We start from the raw sequence: 18,256 nt of genomic DNA, 5'->3' as shown, positions 1-18,256 counted from the left end.
GTAGCCAGGGTAGCGGAAAAAAAGATAAAAAAAAGCCGACTATTCTAAGCCGGCGTCGTACGAATCAATTGTGCTATGCAGTAATTCAAAAAAAGGAAGTAAGACAATATGGAGCGCAACGCCCATCGCTTGACGTTGCATTCACCTGCAGGAACGATATTGCCTCGATTGGGGTGCTGGTTTATTGACCTCGCTCAAATTAAGTCGCGTTATTGGCGCTTAATGGAATAAAAAAGGTGACTTTTTACAACCATTTACTGCGATGTAACCACCACGTAACACCACCAATGAGTACTACCAGCATAATACAGAAGAGGGAGAAGCCCAGATGCGATCCGCCGCCGGGAATACCCCCAAGGTTGACCCCAAACAGCCCGGTCAGGAACGTGCTGGGTAAAAAGACCATCGCCATCAGCGACATGGTGTAGGTGCGGCGCGAGAGTGACTCCTGCATCATCTGCGCAATTTCATCGGTCATCACCGCCGTCCGCGCAATGCAGCCATCAATCTCATCCAACCCGCGGCCCAGGCGATCGGCAATATCCTGCATCCGCCGACGCTGGTCGTCGGTCATCCACGATAGACGTTCGCTGGAGAGTCGGGCATAGACATCCCGTTGCGGTGCCATATAGCGACGCATCACAATCAGCTGTTTACGCAGCAGCGCCAGGAAACCACGCGGCGGCACCTCCTGCTCCAGCAGGCTATCTTCCAGATCGATAATCTTGTCGTGCAACTGTTCGATAAATTCACTGGCATGGTCGGTCAGCGCGTCGCAGACATCCACCAGCCAGGAACCGCAGTCCGTCGGCCCGCTGCCGTCCTGAAGGTCGCTAACCACATCATCCAGCGCCAGCACTTTTCGCTGCCGTGTGGAGACGATCATGCGTTCATCTATATAGAGCCGCATTGCCACGAGTTGGTCAGGGCGTTCGTCAGTGCTACCGTTGATACAGCGCAGCGTGATCAGCGTCCCTTCACCTAAACGGCTGACGCGCGGGCGCAGACTTTCACCAGAGAGCGCGTCGCGCACCGTGTTGGGCAACAGCGGCGTTGTCGCCAGCCATTGCGCGCTGTCGGGGTGGGTGTAGTTCATATGTAGCCAGCACGGGTTCTCTTTGCTGACGGTTTCATCATCGGTCAGGGGCCTTACGCCGCCCTGCCCGTCGAGCATCCACGCGAATACCGCATCAGGTACGTTGAGATCAGATCCCTTTATGGCTTCCACTTCGCCTCCGGTCAGAACTATTTATCCTGTTAGTCTAGCCATCTGCGTTTGTTAAGCAATATGTGGGCGAGGCATCGCGCTGAAATTGTTCATAAAAGGGGACGGTGAAAGTTACACAGCAGTAGGCCGGATACGCAAAGCGCCATCCGGCCTACTCGTTCTTCTGAAAGCGATGAAGCGTTACCTTACGCTAAAACGACTGCCAAAAATCCTTATCATGGCTCCCGGCCACCGCTGGTTTAAGCACCGCCGCTCCCGGCGCGGCCTCCAGCTTCCGCGGCTCATCTCCGATACGGAAGTTTTGCGTCCGTGACTGCAAGTCGATAACCTGATTTTTCAGAATATCAGACGACCGCGCCAACTCCTCCACCACCATCCCGTTACTCTGCGTCACGGTTTCCAACTCCGTCAGCGCCAGCGTTATCTGATCGATACCTTTCTCCTGCTCGGCGGTCGACACGGCAATCTGTTCCATCAGACTGTTCAGCTCGCCGGAACCGCTCACGATATCCTGCATATTCCGCTCAGCCTCGGCGACAATATTCGCGCCCTGCGTCACGTTATCGCTGGTGACGCTAATTAAGGTCTTAATGCTCTTCGCCGCCTCGGCGCTGCGGTGCGCCAGATTCCGCACCTCACCGGCCACTACCGAGAACCCTTTACCATGATCGCCCGCCCTCGCCGCTTCTACCGCCGCGTTCAGTGCCAGAATATTCGTCTGGAAAGCAATCCCATCAATCATGGCAATGATTTCCGTCATCTGTCGCGCACAGTCGGTGATCGACTGCATGTTCGTCGCCACCTCCCCCATCAACTCCCCGCCTTTACGGGCGCATCGGGTAGCTTCACCCGCCCGTTCGCTTGCCAGACGGGTGTGCTCGGCATTGTTCTTAGTACCCGCGCCGATCTCTTCCATGCTGGAGGCGGTATGCATCAGCGTAGCGGACTGCTGCTCGGTCTTCACCGCCAATTCCGCGCTGCGGTTTGCCAGCTGTTCAGACAACGTCATCGCCGTATCGGACGAAGAACGAATCTCCGCCACCAGCGTGGAGATATTATTCGATAAGCTATTGATACCCGGAATTAAGCGCCCGGCACAGTTATTACCAAATATCGGAATACGCACCGATAAATTACCATCATTAACTTCATCAATGCTGCGCTTTACAGCGTTAATCGGCGTAACAAGATATTTGGTCATATAAAGCCAGAGCGACGCCAGCGCCACCACCCAAACCAGGTTAATGGCTAAATGCAAGAATATATTCTTTGATAATATTAAGCAGATCACATCTGCAATAAGGAAAACCGCCAGAATAAATACCAGGATACACGTTCGGACGCTAATGTTTTTAAACATAATCTGTTCCCCAACACCTGTTGTGTCATTTTGTTATATCACCACAAGGGGTATTTTCCAGATTATTTCCATGTTTATAATGAGTTTAATTGTTAGCAGCGCCAGTTTCACTTTTACCAGACAATTACGCCACCTTAAGTAAAATCATCAATATCAACGACTAATGAAACACTTAAGTAGTGATAAAATAAGAATTATATAAAAAAGCAATACTTAACATTCATTGGCATTTCATCAAGTTTTAGCCGTACTTAATCGAGTTCAATTCAGTAAAAAGAGTCACAGGTTATTGCTATTTCGCTGTGTAAAATTCGGAATTTACTGATAGATTAATTAAACCCCCTTTATGAAAAGGTATGGATTACATGATGCTGCATGCTTCGTGGGACCCGATACTGGTCGGTATTTCATTTTTGGTGGCCTTCATTGCGTCTTTCGTTGCGCTTGATAGTGCTGCAAAAATTGCTGCGTCTAATAAAAAAGCCGCTATCTTCTGGCGCATTACCGGCGGCGCGACGCTGGGTATTGGTATTTGGTCAATGCATTTTATCGGCATGCTGGCGATGAAAATGCCAATGCCAATGAGCTATCACCTTGAGCTCACGGTTATTTCTCTACTGGCAGCCATTATTGCCTCTTCATTAGCGATTAATATCGCGGTTGCAGGTAACACGCTGTCGTTAAAACGCCTCTGCATTGCCACCGCCCTGCTCAGCTCTGGCGTCGTCACCATGCACTACGTGGGCATGGCGGCATTGATGGCCCACGATGATATCGTCTGGAGCATTCCGCTGATTATCGCCTCGGTGGTCATTGCTATCGTGGCCTCCTGCGTCGGCCTGTGGCTGGCCTTCAGCCTGCGTCTCAACAGTAAAGGCGTATTGCTGACCCGCGTCGGCGCGGCGTTCGCCATGGGCATCGCCATTGCCGCTATGCACTACACTGGCATGAGCGCCGCCACCTTTACCGGTCACGGTCATATGATGATGGGCCACGACGCGATGGTCAGCGAAGAGGGGCTCTCGATCTGGGTGTCGGTGACCACCCTGCTGCTGCTCGGGCTGATGCTGATGATTTCGATGGTTGACTCACAGGTGCGTACCGCCCGGTTGACGGAAAACCTGCAGCGCCTTAACCAACAGTTGGAGCAACAAGCGCGCTTTGATGGCCTGACCGGGCTAGCCAACCGCAGCCAGATTGATATGCGTCTGCTGGCCTGTCTGCATCAATCCCGCCTGGCGGGTAGCACGTTTGCGCTGGTGCTGATGGATCTCGATCGCTTTAAGCTGATTAACGACGCCTGGGGTCATCACGTTGGTGATAATCTGCTGGTCTCCGTCGCCAACCGCATGAGCGCCTGCCTCAATCCCAAAATGACGCTCGCACGTATCGGCGGTGACGAGTTTATCCTGCTCGCGCCAAACTGCACTGAAGCGGAAATCACCGATATTTGCACCCGCCTGGTGGAGAGCGTCCGCCGCCCGTTCTACCACTCCGGGCAGATCCTACAGATTTCACTCAGCGTGGGAATAAGCCTCTATCCAGGCCACGGAGAAACGCCGCAGGAACTGAAACTCTCGGCGGATACTGCGATGTATCACGTGAAGCACAATGGCCGTAACGGCTGGGTTTTCTACCATGAATCGATGCTCGACAGTACCTGGCAAGGAGCACACTTCCTGCAGGATCTGACTCAGGCGCTGGATCGCGGCCAGTTTGAACTGTGGTATCAACCTAAGTATCACGTCAAAGAACAGCGTATTTACGGCTTTGAAGCGCTGCTGCGCTGGCGACACCCGAAAAAAGGTATCCTGCTGCCCGACGTATTCCTACCCACGCTGCAAAACACCGGGCTCATTGTCCCGGTGGGCAACTGGATAGTGGAGCAAGCAAGCCAGCAGTTGCATAAGTGGAGCATTGCCGGGCACGACGACTGGACGGTATCGCTGAATATCTCGCCGGTGCAGTTTGAGCAGCAGAACTTTTACGAACGGGTGTGCGAAGCGCTGGTGCGCCATCGCGTCTCCCCAACCCGCTTAACGATTGAACTGGCAGAAACCACCGCGTTACACGGCTTTGACCGCAGCGTGCAGATTTTCAACGACTTCTGCCGCATCGGCATCACCATCTCCATCGATAACTTCGGCGTGGGTTATTCCAACATGCTAGCGCTTCAGGATCTCCCCGCCGGAGAGCTGAAAATCGATAAGAGCTTTATGAAAGACATGCGAGAAAACAGTAAGCACGTCAAAATCGTCTCGACCATCATTAACATCGCTCACTCAATGAATATGGACGTCGTTGCCGAAGGTGTGGAAACGCAGGAGCAACAGCGCATCCTCAGCGGGTTGGGCTGTGATGCGCTGCAGGGCTTCTGGTTCTCCGACCCGGTGCCGGCTGAGGATATTGAGGTGATGCTGAGTAACCTGCCGCTGACCGGCGATCCGAATGCGCCAGCGGCACTGCGGCGGGATATTTCGTCCGGGAAGAAACGGCAGGCTTGAAGTCTGGCGATCGGTTTACGCCGATCGCTGGCTTATTAATGAATTTTGATCATTACCATTAGTAAATTCCCCCCTCTAATCAAATAAATCCCCACGCGCTATCCTTCTTCTACTCAGAAGAAGGATAACCCCATGCAAACAGTACAACTGAACAACGGCATTGCGATGCCGCTACAGGGCTTCGGTGTCTACCAGATGACCGATGCTGCCGAATGTGAACGCGCGGTGCTGGATGCCCTCGAGACCGGCTACCGTTTAATTGATACCGCCGCCTCCTACCAGAATGAAACCCAGGTAGGCAACGCCCTGAAGCAGAGCGGTATTGCCCGTGATGCGCTGTTTATCACCACCAAGCTGTGGCTACAGGGCACCAGCTATGAAGGGGCGAAAGCACAGTTCGAGCGCTCGTTGAACCGCCTGCAGCTTGACTACGTTGACCTCTATCTTATCCATCAGCCCTTCGGCGACGTGCACGGCGCGTGGCGAGCCATGGAGGAACTGCATGAGGCGGGAAAAATCCGCGCTATTGGGGTCAGTAACTTCCAGCCGGACCGACTGGCCGACCTGATGGCCTTCAACCGCATAGCACCCGCTGTTAACCAGGTCGAAGTCAACCCGTTCAACCAGCAACTTCACGCCACGCCGTGGATGCAGAGCCGCGGCATTCAGCCGGAAGCCTGGGCACCGTTTGCCGAAGGGCGCAACGGCCTATTTGCGCATCCGGTGCTGACGGCTATCGGCAATAAATATGGCAAAAGCGTGGGCCAGGTCGTCCTGCGCTGGCTGCTCCAGCGCGGCATCGTATCGCTCGCTAAATCGGTGCGTAAGGAACGTATGGTCGAAAATTTTGCCATCAACGACTTTGCGCTGAGCGCTGACGACATGCTGCGCATTGCCGCGCTGGATACCGCCACCAGCGCCTTTTTCTCTCATCGTGACCCGGCCATCGTTGAGTGGCTGGCGGCCCGTAAACTCGACGTTTAACGTGATTAAGGAACCTGCAATGCAACAGAGAACTCTTGGCCAATCTGGCCTGAAAGTGTCCGCACTCGGTCTGGGCTGCATGGGCCTGAGCTACGGCTACGGCCCGGCAACCGATACCCGCCAGGCCATTGAGCTTATCCGTGCCGCCGTTGAACGCGGCGTGACCTTTTTTGATACCGCAGAGGTGTACGGCCCTTATCTGAATGAAGAGGTGGTCGGCGAAGCGCTGAAGCCGTTTCGCGATCGCGTGGTGATCGCCACCAAATTCGGTTTTACTTTTGGCGATGACAACAAGCAGCAGATTTTAAACAGCCGCCCGGAACATATCCGCCAGGCGGTTGAAGGCTCGCTTAAGCGCTTAAAAACCGACGTTATTGATCTGCTCTACCAACACCGCGTGGACCCGGAAGTGCCAATCGAAGACGTGGCGGGCGTAGTGAAAGACCTGATCGCCGAAGGCAAGGTGAAACACTTTGGCCTTTCCGAAGCCGGCGCGCAAACCATTCGCCGCGCCCATGCCGTCCAACCCGTTGCCGCACTGCAAAGCGAATACTCCATGTGGTGGCGTGAGCCAGAGCGGGAAATTATTCCGCTGCTGGAAGAGTTGGGCATCGGTTTTGTGCCGTTCAGCCCGCTGGGTAAAGGCTTCCTGACCGGCGCCATCACCACCGATACCGCTTTTGGTAGCGATGATTTCCGCAGTAAAGTGCCGCGCTTCCAGGCTGAGGCTCGCGAAGCCAATGCCCAGTTGCTGACCGTGCTGGCTGACCTGGCCGCCGAACGCGGGATTACCCCGGCACAGATTGCCCTCGCGTGGTTGCTGGCGCAGAAACCGTGGATTGCGCCGATTCCGGGTACCACAAAACTGCATCGACTGGAGGAGAATCTGGGTGCGGCAGAGATTGTGCTCGCGGCAAGCGACTTGCAGAAAATCACCCAGGCGCTGGATGCGATTAAGATTGTGGGTGACCGTTATCCGGCGTCCATCCAGGCTCGTGTCGGGCGCTGATTGACCCTCCCGGCGTCGCGATGCTCGACCGGGCTACGCGACCTCGGGGAATCTCCGCGATTACCGTTCTCCACGACCACCAGTCCGCTGCGCCCAACGCGAGTGAATGAGCAGAACTATACTCCATGCTGGCAGCCTCGCCTGCCGGGTTGAAGTTCATCGTTTCGGTTCGAATATGAGGGGCGTAGTGATGACGGTATTTCAGAACAAATCGGTACTGGTTCTCGGCGGCAGTCGCGGAATTGGCGCGGCGATTGTCCGGCGCTTTCGCGCTGACGGTGCGTCAGTGATATTCAGCTATTCCGGTTCGCAAGAGGCAGCAGAACGTCTGGCAGCCGAAACGGGTAGCACCGCCGAACGGGCAGATAGCGCCGATCGCGATGCGGTTATTTCGCTGGTTCGTCACAGCGGCCCGCTGGATATTCTGGTAATCAACGCCGGGATCATTCTCTTCGGCGATGCGCTCGAACAGGACAGCGATGCCGTCGACCGTCTTTTTCGCATCAATATCCATGCCCCCTACCATGCCGCCGTTGAAGCGGCGCGTCGAATGCCCAAAGGCGGACGCATCATCGTGATTGGCTCGGTGAACGGCGACCGTATGCCGCTTCCTGGCCTTGCGGCCTATGCGGTCAGTAAATCAGCGCTACAAGGGTTGGCACGCGGCCTCGCTCGTGATTTCGGCCCGTTAGGGATCACCGTCAACGTCGTCCAGCCCGGCCCCATTGATACCGACGCCAACCCTGAAGACGGGCCGTTGCGGGAGTTGATGCATAGCTTTATGGCGGTTAAACGGCACGGTCGCCCCGAAGAGGTGGCGGGTATGGTCGCCTGGCTCGCGGGGCCGGAAGCCGCTTTTGTCACCGGGGCGATGCACACCATCGACGGCGGATTTGGTGCCTGACCGACAATGGGCGGCTGGCGTCAGGCCGCCCTTTTTCACCGCCACATAATACATCGTCATATCCGTGACGCTGCGCGCGCTTTGCGGTTCGCTATCCCCCCGCCACCAGGCTATATCTTAGTCATCTTTACTCAACGAGGACGGGTTATGGCAGGTAAAAAGATTCTGATGCTGGTAGGCGATTATGCCGAGGATTATGAAACCATGGTGCCTTTTCAGGCGCTGCAGATGATTGGTCACCAGGTGGACGCGGCCTGCCCGGATAAGCCGAAAGGCGACTACATCATGACGGCTATTCATGATTTTGACGGCGCGCAGACCTACAGCGAAAAACCAGGGCACCGCTTTGTGCTCAATGCCGATTTCGCCAGCGTCAACGAAGCGGATTATGACGCGCTGCTGATCCCCGGCGGGCGTGCGCCTGAGTATCTACGGCTGTATGAGGCGGTGATTAAGCTGGTGCAGGCTTTTGATGTGGCGAACAAACCCATCGCCGCCGTCTGCCACGGCCCGCAACTGCTGGCTGCCGCTGGCGTATTGAAGGGACGAACCTGTAGCGCCTATCCGGCCTGCGCCCCGGAAGTGCGGCTAAGCGGCGGGGAATATGCGGAGATTGGCATCGATCAAGCGTATGTCGATGGTAATCTGGTCACCGCCCCGGCCTGGCCGGCGCATCCGCAGTGGCTGGCGAAGTTTGCCGAGTTGCTGCGATAGCTGAAGCCAGGGTGATGACAAAACAGGCGCGAAACGGCGCCTGTTTTTTTTGATGCTAAACCCGGTCAATCGTGGATTTTTACCCCAAGACAGCCGCGTACAAATTCCGGATTAAAATGCTTCACCGCCTCGCCCACGTAGCCTAAATCCAGCGCGCTAATCTGCGCCATTTCACTATCGGTCAGCGAGAAATCCCAGATAGCAAAATTCTCTGCAATACGTTCCTGGCGGGTCGATTTAGGGATCACCGTGACGCCACGCTGCACGTTCCAGCGCAGGACCACCTGGGCAACGGTTTTTTGATGAGCCTCGGCAATCCCCTGCAGCATTTTATCTTCATGCGCCTGATGTCTGCCGCCGCCTAATGGTGCCCAGGCTTCCGGCTGAACGTTGTAGCGTTTCATGGTCTCAAGCGCTTCAGGCTGTGCAAAATAAGGGTGAAGCTCGACCTGGTTTACCATCGGCTTAACGCTGACGGTTTCACAGAAGTTGGTTAACACGTGGGCATAGAAGTTCGAGACGCCAATGGCCTTCAGTTTTCCTGCCGCATACGCCTCTTCCAGCGCGCGCCAGGCGCTGAAATAGTCGCCCATCGCCTGATGCAGTAAATAGAGATCAAAATAGGCTAAGCCTGATTTTTTCAGCGACGCGTCAATACCGGCTTTTGCCGCATCATAGTTTGCCATGTCCTGTACCCATAGCTTAGAGGTGATAAACAACTCCTCGCGGGTGCACAGACCTTCGGCAATCGCTTCACGAACGGCATCGCCCACGGCGTCTTCGTTACCGTAGACGGCGGCGGTATCAATCAGACGATAGCCCGTGCGAATAGCGGTTAACACCGACTGCTTGCATTCTTCTTTATCGGTGACCTTAAAAACGCCAAAGCCCAGCATCGGCATTTTGAGGTTGTTACTTAAAACGGAATATTCCACGGTACGGCTCCCGGCAGGTTAAAAGCTGATTTTAGGACAGAAACATCATGAGGATTAGTCGGCAATCCGTGATTTGACTTATGCAGTGAATTCATTAATCCGGATGTGTATCAGTGGTACGACGGTTATCACGCTTCGCTTACCATGGCGATATTTAGCAAACGGCGGACCATTAATTAGCTGTACTTATTTATGTTAGAAAATTACGGGTATTATCGAATGAATTTCACCCTGATAGGATGAGTCCTGCTTAACACGATAGGCCGTATAAAAGGCCGAATGCAAAGCCGTCTGCGGCACACACGTTTACTCATCATCCACCTATCAGGAGCGTAAAATGACAGATAAGATCCAGGGCAAAGTGATTGTCATCACCGGAGCTTCTAGCGGTATGGGCGAAGCAGCCGCACGCCATCTCGCCGACAAAGGCGCGAAAGTGGTGATGGCCGCTCGTCGAGCTGACCGCATCGACGCTATCGCTAACGAATTAAAGCAGCGCGGTAAAGACGCTATCGCCGTCGCAACCGATGTCACGAAACTCGCTGATGTGGAGGCGCTTATCCAGAAAGCCATCAGCACGTTCGGTCGGGTTGATGTACTGATCAACAACGCAGGGTTAATGCCACTTTCTCGTCTTGACCAGGGTAATGTGGATGAATGGAATCAGATGATTGACGTGAATTTACGGGGCGTTCTGCACGGTATCGCCGCGGTTCTACCTCATATGAAGGCGCAGAAATCAGGCCATATTATCAACACGGCCTCCGTTGCCGCCCATCTGGTTTTCCAGAGCTCAGCCGTTTATTCCGCGACCAAATTTGCCGTACGGGCATTGACTGAAGGTCTACGTCAGGAGGCAGCGGCAGATAACATTCGCGCGACGCTCATCTCGCCAGGGGCAGTTAAAACCGAACTACTGGAGCATATTTCGGATAAAGACGTCCAGGCAGCAAACCGGGAGTACGTTGAAAACGTAGGCGTACCGCCTGAGACCTATGCCCGAATGGTGGCATTTGCGATTAACGAGCCGGAAGATGTTGGGGTCAGCGAAATTATTTTCCGCCCGACAGCGCAAGAGTTGTAATGCCATACGGCCAGTACGCTGGCCGATTCGCTTTGCGGGATATTCATCCGTACTCTCATTCGAGGAACACTCAACGTGGTGGGTAACGCTGGTTCTTTAGCGCATCCAGCACCAGCAAAAATGCGGGGGAATGGTGACGTCTGTCCGGGTAATACAAATGATACCCCGGCATGAGCGGGCTCCAGGCCTCCAGCACACGTATCAGCGTCCCTTCTCTGATGTCATTTGCCACAACATCCTCTGGAATGCAGCAGAGTCCGCTTCCGACTCGTACCGCATTGAGCATGAGTTCCAGGCTGTTTACGATCAACTGCCCTTCCACTTTCACACTTAAGGTATCGCCATTGTGGTCAAACTCCCAGGCATACAGCCCACCGTAGGTCGGAAGACGTAAATTGATGCAGTTATGGCGGGTCAGATCCTGAAGTACCTGGGGTTCAGGATAGCGTGAAAAATAATCAGCAGAACCTACAACCGCCATACGGATGTCCGGGCTTATCCGCGTCGCGATCATGTCCCTGGCAACCTGCTCCCCCAGCCTGACTCCGGCATCAAAGCGCTCCGCTACGATGTCCTCCAGTGAGTCATTAACCGAGATTTCAACGTGGATGTCCGGGTTATCCCTTAGCAGTTGCCGCAGACCGGGTTCAATCACTGAGATCGCGGCATGGGCCGCTGCAGCAATCCTGACCGTACCCGCCGGTCTTTGTCGCATCCCCTTTAGCATATTCACAGCATGAACAATTTCATCGAGTTTAGGCCCGAGATTACTGAGCAAAAACTCGCCAGCCTCCGTCAGCGAAACGCTGCGAGTTGTACGCGTCAATAGCCGCACTTCCAGTCTCGCCTCAAGATTCCGGATTGTCTGGCTTAATGCCGATTGCGACACTCCCATTTTAGCGGCCGCTCGGGTGAAGCTACGTTCACTGGCAACCAGCGCAAACGCGGCCAGCTCATTAAAGTTTTCCATCATTAAGAAGCCTTACTAATGACTATTACTGCAATCATCGCTTCATTCTTATTAATATGGAAGTGCTAATGCCGCTCATGGGCAATGAGAAATGACCATTAGAGTGGCCCCGCTAACTCTTTTTACCCTATCATGCCGTTTTTTAGCTTATGGAGAAGGCCGTCATGGACCCTTTATCAGACGTACTGCAGCTTCTTTCCGCCCGCAGTTATATCACCAGCGGGCAGTCAGCCGGTGAGTGCTGGTCCATGCGCTACCCCGGTTTTTCCGGGATGAAATTTATCGCGCTGCGCAAAGGCACATTGTGGTTCCGGCTGGAAAGTGAATCAGCCTGGCGAAAACTCACCGCGGGAGACGGGGTGATTCTTACGCGTTCGGCCCCTTTTATTATGGCCTCTGACCCTGAACTCGAGCCCATAAATTCTGAACAGGTCCCTTATCAGAAGCGCAATGGTATCGCTGACTATGGCGGCGACGAAAGCCTATTGCTGGCCGGAAAGATGGAGATCGACCAGACTGGTGCCGGGCAACTGCTGGACGCCCTCCCGGTGATTATTCCCATCAATACCGGTTCAGAATCCTCCTCTACCCTCAACTGGCTGATGGCGCGACTCCACGAGGAAAATATGTCACTGCGTCCGGGCGCGTCACTCGCTGGCAACCATCTGATGCAACTGGTCATGATTGAAGGGATCCGAAGTTGGATTTTATCGGAAGAGCAGGCCTTGAACGGGTGGCTGGGTGCGCTACGCGATAGTCGGATCCTCGCGGCCCTGGTAGCGATACATGCCGAGCCGGAAAAGCCGTGGCAGCTTGCAGAGCTAGCCGCAATTTCAGGGATGTCGCGCGCAGGTTTCTCCAGACGATTTACCGAGTCGGCAGGAACTTCACCGTTGAATTATCTGACTCGCTGGCGGATGCACATCGCCAGCAGAGCGCTTCGACTGACCAAAGAACCGGTAAAACAACTGGCCTGGCGATTAGGGTATGCTGCTGAGAGTACGTTTTGCACCGCATTCAAACGAATCTATGGCGAGTCCCCCACAGCACATCGCGCAGCGTACCTTGAAGGCCCCGTTTACCCTCTGCATGCTTTTCATTCAATCGACCAAAAATGAGATTTTGACAAAATAAATATGGATTATTGATTATTAATAATCTCGAAAGATGGCGATACCCTTTTACGGTAAGTTTTACTGCTCTTCATCAGGAAGACCTGATACTCAGTAGCCGTTTTAACCCTGTCTGCGGATAACGCCGGCAGCACCGTAATGAAATGGGAAATATATGGCCAGTCAAACGACGGCGCAAAAGCGCCTGTTTACCTTTGCATCCTGCCTGGGAATCGTGCTTGTTCAGCTTGATGTCAGTATCGTGAACGTCGGGTTGCATTCGCTTAAAGTGGCCTATGACGCCACCGTGTCTGATCTGGAGTGGGTCATTAATGCCTATGCCCTTGTTTTCGCCGCGCTGATGCTGAGTTCAGGAAGTCTGGTCGATCGGTTTGGTTCTAAAAAAACCTTTATCACCGGAGTCGCCATCTTCATTTTCGCCTCGGTCTGCTGCACCCTATCCCCGACGATTTACTGGCTTGACCTTATGCGGGGAGTCCAGGGCATTGGCGCAGCGTTACTGCTGCCAAGCTCTTTAACGCTGCTTCGGCAATATTTCGCCGATGCCCGTGAGCGATCGGCGGCTATTGCCATGTGGGCCGCCGCGGGCTCTCTGGCACTGGTAGCAGGCCCTGTTGTCGGTGGTGTGCTAATTAAATACTGCGGCTGGAGAAGCATTTTTCTTATTAACTTTCCGCTGGGGCTCGTCAGTATCGCGCTCATTCAGTCTCTGGCGCCGGTTAGCCCAATTGCGCCCGTACGCATTAATTTTCTGAACCAATCTTTTATCGCTGCAAGCCTGGCCCTGCTGACATTTACACTCACCGAAGCGGGACAGTATGGCTGGAGCAGCCCCATTATTCTGACCACACTCGTGCTGGGGATACTGCTGCTGGTGTCCAATAGACGCATGGATAAACATTCACCGAATCCGGTCATCGCCCGGGACGTGCTCTCCAGTAAATATATCCCGAGTGCGGTCATGCTCGGCTTCCTGTGCAATCTGGTTTTCTATGGCGCGGTATTTATCTTCAGTATCTTCTTCCAGAATCAGCTGCATTTGTCCGCGCTGGATACCGGGATTGCCTTTATGCCGATGATGGCCGTCACCGCATTGGTTAATTTTTCATCGAAATGGTTTTCTTCATGGTATTCCATCAGGAGATTGTCTCTTCTGGGCAGCGGGATCAGTATGCTGGGGTTTATCATTGTGATGTTCGTTACGCCAGCGTGGAGCGCATACCAACTCTTTATTCCCATGGTCCTCCTCGGTAGCGGAACCTCCTTTGCTATGCCAATCATGACCAACCTGATACTGTCGCAAGCGTCTCATCAATCCGCCGGTTCAGCGTCAGCGTTTTTTAATTGTGCCAGACAAATGGGGGGCGTCAGCGGTGTAGCCATTTTTGGGTTACTTCTGAATGCGGAGTCGGACATGACGCAGGGCTTGAGAACGGTGGCATTTGCCGCTGCGGTGATGACGGTAATCTGGATTATTGTGGGCTATCGAAAGCTGCCAGCCTGTAAATTAAGCGAATTATAACGCAAAAAGACAGGTAAGCGTTTCCGCCTTACCTGTCTTTCTGAAAGACGCTTCCCGATGAGAATGACGGGAACGCTACGCTTAGAATGCCGATCTCAATGATAGTTCGAAAATAATCATTTCAGCCTGGCAAGAGAACGTCACTGAAGCAGTCAGCTTCACGTCGTTATCGGCTTTCACAACCTGATAAGTCACCACAGCGTCTTCATCCGATGACGCTGCTGCGGCTAGTTTCTTAATCTTAGCCACGGCAAGCTCAGCTTCATTTTCCGATGGGAAGATACGCTCAATAACGCTGGTACAATTATCATTCTCAATGATGGTGCCAATATCGATTGCACACCCTTTGGTGCTGCATTTATCCACTACGTCTTTCATGATGATAACCTCGTATGTTTCCTCCCAAGATAAGACTCTGCCGATGGAAAGTCCAACCATTAATAGGGTTAAAGATTACCGTTTTTGAGGTTAAACGCTGTTTATTTGCTAAAAAGTCGATTTTATTGCTTAACCTAAGCAAATGTCTGATGTTTTCATCCTATCCGTGGTCGCGCATAATTGCAGTATCGTGCACATCATCAACCCGAGTTCGGATACCTATTCATAACCATCACCGAACTGAGCCGACCGTACCATCTGGCTGTATTCGATGACTCCCGCACCGAGTGATAAATACCAGGAATACGTAGTTACTGTCATAATTACATCCAATATATTATTTAAGTCATATTCTCAACAGATATATAATCATGACTTATTCTTCAAACAAGGTTAATAAAATGAAAAAACTATTAGTTTTACTGCTCGCTTTCGCATCATATGGTGCAAATGCACAATGCATTGGCACCGATGCGTTATCGACTTGTTATGATAACAATGGAAATACCTACACTGTTAATCGTATGGGTAATACCACCATAGTAAATGGAAACTCGGCGAACGGTACCAGTTGGTCTCAGACCTCCAATACCATAGGAAATAGCACTTACACTAACGGCACAGCCGCAAATGGTGAGAGTTGGAACGAAACACAGACCAATATGGGTGGAGGTAATCGAATTATTTCAGGAACGAACTCGCAAGGTGAATCGTACTATCACAATTGTAATCAATATGGTTGCAATTAGTTAATATTTCTCATGCAGGGCTATATTTCAATTTTCAAAAATGAGAAATCTTGATAAATAAAAATAACATTTAAATGGCCTATCCACTGAGGATTTAAGACCAGTTCCTCAGTTAAATACTACTTGAAATAACAACTAACCGTTACAAAACGGTCCTGCACCATCGCATTACATTTTTCGGTAAGGTTAATGAATGAAAAAGATAATAGCACTATTACTGGTTGCCGCTTTCGGCATGATCTCAGCTTCTACGATGGCCTGCCCTAAAGGCACACATCCGCATGGAGGCACAGGTTCTCACCATAAAGGTGGGACTTGTTACTAAAATTCGGGGTGGCTTCGGTCACCCGTTTTACCTCCTTTGCCTGAGATTTAAAAAAGCCCCTTAACGGGGCTTGAGTTCAGTTTAGTAGCCGGCTTGAGGCTAATTTTATTTGTTATAAGCTATCAGTATTAATTTTAGGTACTGGCGCTGTAATCCGCGCCAGCTCTAGTTTTAGATGAGGTTAACGAAGGTTATCAGGAGCATGTATTCAACTAGTGCTTGATTATAAACAGATGCAGTATTTCATTGTTTTAAAAGGATAAAGACAGGAATACAGGCAACCAATACCGTCAAATATACCGTGCGCAGTTGAATTGTTTGTTTTTTCGCCAGTGGTTTTTCTGCTCAGGTTGCCACAATAGTACGCATCCCTCAGACGCCTAGCGAGCCTTTTATGCTTCTCCTGGTTCTCACAATGCATTAGCGCAAGACGAATCATCTCCTGTACCGGTTCTGAGTTGCTTTGCGCTAATTTTTTGCAAGGTGCCCAGTTAGATAGCGTCCAGCGCCCTCCCTTACTCTTCTTTCAGTGCCTTTATCTCATTCCTCAGCGCATCAATCTCTTTTCTCAAGTCCTTAACATACCCCAGCAAATCCATAATGATAGGGTTATTATCCACGCTCGGGCGGTCGCGGTACTTAGCCCCCACCTTCTCGCCGTTCTCATCCAGGATATCTTCATATTGTTCCTGATTGTGTTTGATGTACTGCGGCGCGGTTAACTCCACTTCTTCTGCAATAACCCCAAAGCGCACCCGGTTCTGTTCGTCGTCGTTATAGACAAAATTAACCATGCGCAAACTGTCGATTCGCGCGATGGCTTCGGAGTAATTAGCATCCGTCACATCGTGCTTATAGTCGATACCGGATGTTCCCTGGAGAGCTATTACACCGGCGGTGTTGGGGAATGCAATCGCAATTTGTCCCATTGTACCGCCGGTTTTAGACCGACGAACTAACGATACCCCGGAGGTGGGTTCGGTTTTACTGTATAGCGTCTCAAAAAATGTAAAACCGCCAACAACGGTGTCAGGGATTACCGCACCGTCTGTATACAACGGATAAAACCTAACATTAGGGTATGAACTCCCCGAAGCGGATAAGTTACCAGCAGTGACAATACTCGTTGTAGTGATAGGTTTTGTGGTCGATATCTCACCCGTTGCGTTACTGATGTTTAAATACGTACCTAAACTGGTTCCCGCACTGTTAAACGCGATAAACTGAAAATCAGCATTCGCCCCTTCACGTCCAACCCGCCATCGCGCTGTCACGGACGAGTCTCTGAAAACTATCCACGCCGGATTTGATCCAGTTGGCTGCAATCTTATCAGGTCGTTCTGATCTGATTTCGCCTCTATCGTGCCGTCAGTTCGACCAGTACCACCAGCGGACAATGGGACCACACTCCCGGAGTTGTAATACTCAACCCACGGAGTCCAGTTAACGCCGTTAAAGATACGCGAAAACATGCGGCTAGAGCTATAAACCCGATACTCTTGGACGCATCCAGTGTTATTCGATGCGCTCGTCCAGTAGACCTTTAAACTACCCGCAGAACTTACCGGATAGTTATTTTCCGGTTTCGCGTTGACGTTCTGTGAGTTGAAATATTCGCCCGCCTTCAAGCCGTTGAAGTCGTTTAGATTGTCCGTCGCGGTTAGTGTTGTGGGGGACCGATAAACAACTTGCAGGTTAGTACGCGCTGCGGCCTTGTCGGCTACGTCGCTAAGGTTATTCGCCTTCTTAAGTTGGTTATCCGGGTTAGCGGATTGCGCCCGGTCTGCTTCGGTCTTCGCGCGGTCAGCTTGCGTCGTTGCGGTGGAAGCTGAACCAGCTGCTGCGGTGGCGGACCCGGCTGCTGCCGTTTGAGAACCGGCGGCGGCGTTCTTCGCGGCGATGGCATCGGTCTTGGCCTGCACGATGACCGGCTTATCTGCTGCGACCTGGGCTGCGTCGGTGTGGATCTGGGCCGCCAGCGGTTTAATCGCGTCGATATCCATATCGGTCATGATCTCGCTTAGCTTCTTCCAGGACAGCCCTGTAAGTGTCGTGCCGTCCGGCAAAACCACCGTAGCGGTATCATCGGCAGACAGCACGGCCTGCCAGTTGATGGCGTTCTCGTTACCCAGGCGCAGCGCTTCGGTTACCTGCCTGTTCAGTTCTGCGGTGACGCGGAGCATCGCTTTACGCGGCACGGCCTGCCATGCCACGCTCGCTGTTGTCGGGCCGGTAAATGGAGCAGACAGCACCAGCGCTGTCGCGTTCGTCACAGAGTCAACGGCAAGTGAATGCGTCGTACCTCCGACAGTGACGACAACAAAATCGGCGGTGGTGAGGTCAGTGGTGAAACTGGTGCCGGTGCCAGTCACGGCAGTACTGCCATTAGTGAGCTTTAAAGTGCCTGCTGACATAAAAGCCTCTTGTCAATTTTTGGATATGCGGAATCCTGCGCGG

Annotated in this window: 14 protein-coding genes; 8 read left to right on the top strand and 6 right to left on the bottom strand. The window is 52.6% G+C overall.

The genetic code is table 11. The features are described from left to right. Window positions 1-244: 244 nt before the first annotated feature. Together zntB and AB2B48_RS04740 are read right to left on the bottom strand one after the other, a co-directional pair. On the bottom strand, window positions 245-1,228 hold the full coding sequence (gene zntB, locus AB2B48_RS04745) for a zinc transporter ZntB (protein ID WP_220439796.1): 984 nt from the start codon (window positions 1,226-1,228) through the stop codon (window positions 245-247). A gap of 190 nt (window positions 1,229-1,418) precedes the next feature. After that, window positions 1,419-2,588, bottom strand: a complete 1,170-nt coding sequence (locus tag AB2B48_RS04740) for a methyl-accepting chemotaxis protein (protein WP_368300958.1) — start codon at window positions 2,586-2,588, stop codon at window positions 1,419-1,421. A 365-nt stretch (window positions 2,589-2,953) separates the two neighbouring features. Between AB2B48_RS04740 and AB2B48_RS04735 the strand changes: the two genes are divergently transcribed. The 5 genes from AB2B48_RS04735 to AB2B48_RS04715 all read left to right on the top strand — a co-directional run bounded on the left by AB2B48_RS04735 (window position 2,954) and on the right by AB2B48_RS04715 (window position 8,703). Beyond that, complete coding sequence (locus tag AB2B48_RS04735) at window positions 2,954-5,092, top strand: putative bifunctional diguanylate cyclase/phosphodiesterase (protein WP_368300957.1); 2,139 nt, start codon at window positions 2,954-2,956, stop codon at window positions 5,090-5,092. Window positions 5,093-5,224: 132 nt separating this feature from the next. After that, on the top strand, window positions 5,225-6,076 hold the full coding sequence (locus AB2B48_RS04730; protein WP_185666081.1) for an aldo/keto reductase: 852 nt from the start codon (window positions 5,225-5,227) through the stop codon (window positions 6,074-6,076). Window positions 6,077-6,095: 19 nt separating this feature from the next. Then, entirely contained in the window at window positions 6,096-7,085 is a 990-nt protein-coding gene (locus AB2B48_RS04725; RefSeq protein ID WP_368300956.1) for an aldo/keto reductase, read from the top strand. A 190-nt stretch (window positions 7,086-7,275) separates the two neighbouring features. Beyond that, entirely contained in the window at window positions 7,276-7,989 is a 714-nt protein-coding gene (gene bdcA / locus AB2B48_RS04720) for an SDR family oxidoreductase (RefSeq protein WP_368300955.1), read from the top strand. A gap of 147 nt (window positions 7,990-8,136) precedes the next feature. Next, window positions 8,137-8,703: a DJ-1/PfpI family protein gene (locus AB2B48_RS04715; RefSeq protein ID WP_368300954.1), complete on the top strand. Its 567-nt coding sequence runs from the start codon at window positions 8,137-8,139 to the stop codon at window positions 8,701-8,703. Between the two features lie 65 nt (window positions 8,704-8,768). Here the strand turns inward: AB2B48_RS04715 and AB2B48_RS04710 are convergent, their stop codons facing one another. Beyond that, window positions 8,769-9,638, bottom strand: a complete 870-nt coding sequence (locus AB2B48_RS04710) for an aldo/keto reductase (RefSeq protein ID WP_368300953.1) — start codon at window positions 9,636-9,638, stop codon at window positions 8,769-8,771. Between the two features lie 337 nt (window positions 9,639-9,975). Here AB2B48_RS04710 and AB2B48_RS04705 point away from each other — a divergent pair, with 337 nt between their 5' ends. Continuing rightward, the gene (locus tag AB2B48_RS04705; protein WP_220440539.1) at window positions 9,976-10,722 is read left to right on the top strand and encodes an SDR family oxidoreductase; all 747 of its coding nucleotides are present in this window, start codon (window positions 9,976-9,978) and stop codon (window positions 10,720-10,722) included. Between the two features lie 70 nt (window positions 10,723-10,792). Here the strand turns inward: AB2B48_RS04705 and AB2B48_RS04700 are convergent, their stop codons facing one another. Further along, window positions 10,793-11,695: a LysR family transcriptional regulator gene (locus AB2B48_RS04700; RefSeq protein ID WP_368300952.1), complete on the bottom strand. Its 903-nt coding sequence runs from the start codon at window positions 11,693-11,695 to the stop codon at window positions 10,793-10,795. A gap of 161 nt (window positions 11,696-11,856) precedes the next feature. On the opposite strand from AB2B48_RS04700, the gene AB2B48_RS04695 reads away from it, so the two are divergent. Both AB2B48_RS04695 and AB2B48_RS04690 read left to right on the top strand, forming a co-directional pair. Next, a complete protein-coding gene (locus AB2B48_RS04695) occupies window positions 11,857-12,810 on the top strand; it encodes an AraC family transcriptional regulator (protein WP_368300951.1) in 954 nt (317 codons plus the stop codon). A 169-nt stretch (window positions 12,811-12,979) separates the two neighbouring features. Further along, complete coding sequence (locus AB2B48_RS04690; RefSeq protein ID WP_368300950.1) at window positions 12,980-14,347, top strand: MFS transporter; 1,368 nt, start codon at window positions 12,980-12,982, stop codon at window positions 14,345-14,347. Between the two features lie 81 nt (window positions 14,348-14,428). On the opposite strand, the gene AB2B48_RS04685 is transcribed toward AB2B48_RS04690, so the two are convergent. Both AB2B48_RS04685 and AB2B48_RS04680 read right to left on the bottom strand, forming a co-directional pair. Next, window positions 14,429-14,725 (bottom strand): DUF406 domain-containing protein, encoded by a 297-nt coding sequence (locus AB2B48_RS04685; RefSeq protein ID WP_185666073.1) that lies wholly within the window; start codon window positions 14,723-14,725, stop codon window positions 14,429-14,431. Between the two features lie 1,589 nt (window positions 14,726-16,314). Next, window positions 16,315-18,213 (bottom strand): pyocin knob domain-containing S74 family peptidase, encoded by a 1,899-nt coding sequence (locus AB2B48_RS04680; protein WP_368300949.1) that lies wholly within the window; start codon window positions 18,211-18,213, stop codon window positions 16,315-16,317. Between the last annotated feature and the right edge of the window lie 43 nt (window positions 18,214-18,256).

Origin of the sequence: Kluyvera sichuanensis, assembly GCF_040930405.1 — a bacterium.
Lineage (GTDB): Bacteria > Pseudomonadota > Gammaproteobacteria > Enterobacterales > Enterobacteriaceae > Kluyvera > Kluyvera sichuanensis.
The sequence above is the reverse complement of the archived record's forward strand: the minus strand, read 5'-3'. Positions and strand labels throughout refer to the sequence as shown.